This is a genomic window from Streptomyces griseorubiginosus (genome assembly GCF_017614965.1).
GTDB classification, from domain to species: Bacteria; Actinomycetota; Actinomycetes; order Streptomycetales; family Streptomycetaceae; genus Streptomyces; species Streptomyces griseorubiginosus_B.
On record NZ_WVUG01000546.1, the window covers coordinates 1 to 2790 of the forward strand.

A 2790-nucleotide genomic window follows, 5' to 3' on the forward strand; every position below is an offset into this window, starting at 1 on the left:
CCCGACGACCTACCCCGCCTGGTCCAGGAGCTGGACGACCTCGGCGTCCTGCGCCGCCGCGACCACAACGTCGACGACTTCTCCCTCCTCGACCTGCCCGACATCTACCGTCTCGCCTTCGGCCTAGGGCGTCTCGGGGGGATTCCGCTGGCCGGACGGTAGGTCCGGTGGGTCCGCCCCGGCGTTCCGGCTGGCAGGATGGACCGATCGGCGTGAGAGCACACGCCGCCCAGACCCGAACGAAGGAACACCGCGGTGCCCTCCCAGGAAGCCCGTACGACCGCCGAAGCGACGGCCACGCCAACCGCCGCGCCGCTGAACCACGCCGCGCTGCTCAAGGACCTCCAGAAGCAGGTCGCGCTCCTGGTGGACGACCTGCGCGGGCGTGCCCACAGTGACAGCCAGCAGGCCGCGGCCCTGAAGGCTGAATATGAACGGGCTGAACTTGCCGGGCGGACCGAGGTCGGCGAGGAGCCCTGGCTGGAGGAGCGGGTGGTGCAGATCGCCGCCGCGTGGGTGCTGGCGTGCGTCTTCGTCCGCTTCTGCGAGGACAACGGCCTGGTCGCCGACGCCCGTCTCTCCGGCCCCGGTGAGCGGCTCGCCGAGGCGCAGGATAACCACGACGCGTTCTTCCGGGAGAGCCCCGAGCTCAACGACCGCGACTGGCTCAAGGAGTCCTTCCGCGCGCTCGGCCGCGAGCACGAGATCGTCGAGGGCCTCTTCGACCCCGCGCACAACCCCCTGTGGGAACTCGACCCGTCCTACGATTCCGCGGCCCGCCTGCTCTCCTTCTGGCGCGAGCGCGGCCCCGACGGCCATATCCGGTACGACTTCACGGACCCGTCCCTCAACACCCGCTTCCTCGGCGACCTGTACCAGGACTTGTCCGAGCACGCCCGCAAGACGTACGCGCTGCTCCAAACCCCGGAATTCGTCGAGGAGTTCATCCTCGACCTCACTCTGGACCCGGCGCTGGAGGAGTTCGGCCTCGACCCGGAGTGGAAGTACCGCCCCGAGGGATGGCGGGGTGAGACGTACGAGGAGATCGGCGAGAACGGTGACGTCACGCCCGTCATCCGCGGCCTGCGCTGCATCGACCCCGCCTGCGGCTCTGGCCACTTCCTGCTCGGCCTCTTCCGTCGCATCCTCGCGGCCTGGCGTGAAGCCGAGCCCGGCACGGAGAACTGGACGCTGGTGCGTCGCGCGCTGGAGTCCGTCCACGGCGCCGACAAGAACCCGTTCGCGGTCTCTATCGCCCGGTTCCGTCTGCTCGTCGAGATGATCAAGGAGTGCCGGGTCGACCGCTTCTCCGCCGCCCCGTCCATGCCGATCCGTATCGCGGTCGGTGACTCTTTGCTGCACGGGCGGGAGGCGGGGCGGGAGACCGACCCGACTTTCGACGACGTGGAGAGGGGGGAGACGTTCACGTACCGCACGGAAGATGTGGCGCAGTACGTGAAGGAGGCGGACTTGCTGGGGCGGGGTTCGTATCACGTGGTCGTGGCCAACCCGCCGTACATCACGGTCAAGGACAAGGCCGAGAACGAGAACTACCGGAAGATCTACTGGGCTTGCTCCGGAAAGTACGCGCTGTCGGTGCCGTTCGCGCAGAGGATCTTCGAGCTGGCGGTGCGGGCGAGCGGTGACCATCGGAATGGTGGGTTCATCGGTCAGATCACGGCGAACTCGTTCATGAAACGGGAGTTCGGGGCGACGCTGATCGAGTCGTTCTTTCACGGGGGGCCGTACAAGGACCCGCAGACGCGGCGAAAGCGGGACTGGCCTGGGGTTGAGCTGACGCATGTGCTGGACACGTCGGGGGCGTTCATTCCAGGGCACGGTACGCCGACGGTGATTCTGGTCGGGCGGAATCAGGGTCCTCGGCAGGCTGTGCCTATTCGGGCTGTGTTGGGGGTTCGGGGGGAGCCTAGTGAGCCGGATCCTCCGGCTGAGGGGAAGGTGTGGCAGGCGATCGTCTCTCAGTGGCGGAAGCCGGGGGTGGGGCCTGAGGAGTGGGTGAGCGTGGAGGATCGGCCGCGGGCGGATCTAGCCACGTTTCCGTGGAGCCTCTCGGGGGGCGGCGCGTCCGGTCTCATGGTCAAGCTGGAGCAGGTGGAGACGCGGCTCAAGGACGTGATCGCGGAGGCCGGAAGGACGACGCACACCGGACTTGACGAGGCGTACTACATGCCGCCCGCTGCTGCGGCAACTCGTCGGATGAAACCAGGGACAGTGCCAGTCATCCTCGGCGAGGAGGTACGTGACTACCGGATCTCACCTAGTACTTGCACCCTATTCCCCTATACAACCATCGCCCCTGCCAGCGTGCGCGGAGCAGCCAGGGAGATCACAACAGCCGAGAAGCACTTCCTCTGGCGCACGCGGGAGCCCCTCCGCCAGCGCCTTGACTTCGGCGAGACGCCAGAAGAGCGCGGGTTCCGCTGGTTCGACCACAGCATGTTCTTTCCTCGGCGTTTTCGTTCGCCCTTGTCGATCGCGTTTCCCTTCGTTGCGACACACAACCACTTCGTGCTAGACCGGGGCCGCAAGGTATTCAACAGAACAGCGCCGGTGCTCAAATTGTCGGAGGGTACTAGAGAAGAGCAGTACTTGGAGTTGCTTGGAGTGCTGAACTCGTCGGCGGCTTGCTTCTGGTTGAAGCAGGTCAGTCAGTCCAAGGGAAATGGCGGCATTGGCGGAGGCATCTCAGACGAACTCTGGGAGCATCGGTTCGAGTTTACTGGCACCAAATTGCAGGAGTTCCCCCTCCCCACCGAACTCCCCCTGGCC

Annotated in this window: 1 protein-coding gene; it reads left to right on the top strand. The window is 66.3% G+C overall.

What is annotated here, in order from left to right:
• Positions 1 to 255: 255 nt before the first annotated feature.
• On the top strand, positions 256 to 2790 hold a 2535-nt coding region (pglX, locus tag GRC12_RS43395; RefSeq protein WP_208785943.1), incomplete at its 3' end, for a BREX-2 system adenine-specific DNA-methyltransferase PglX.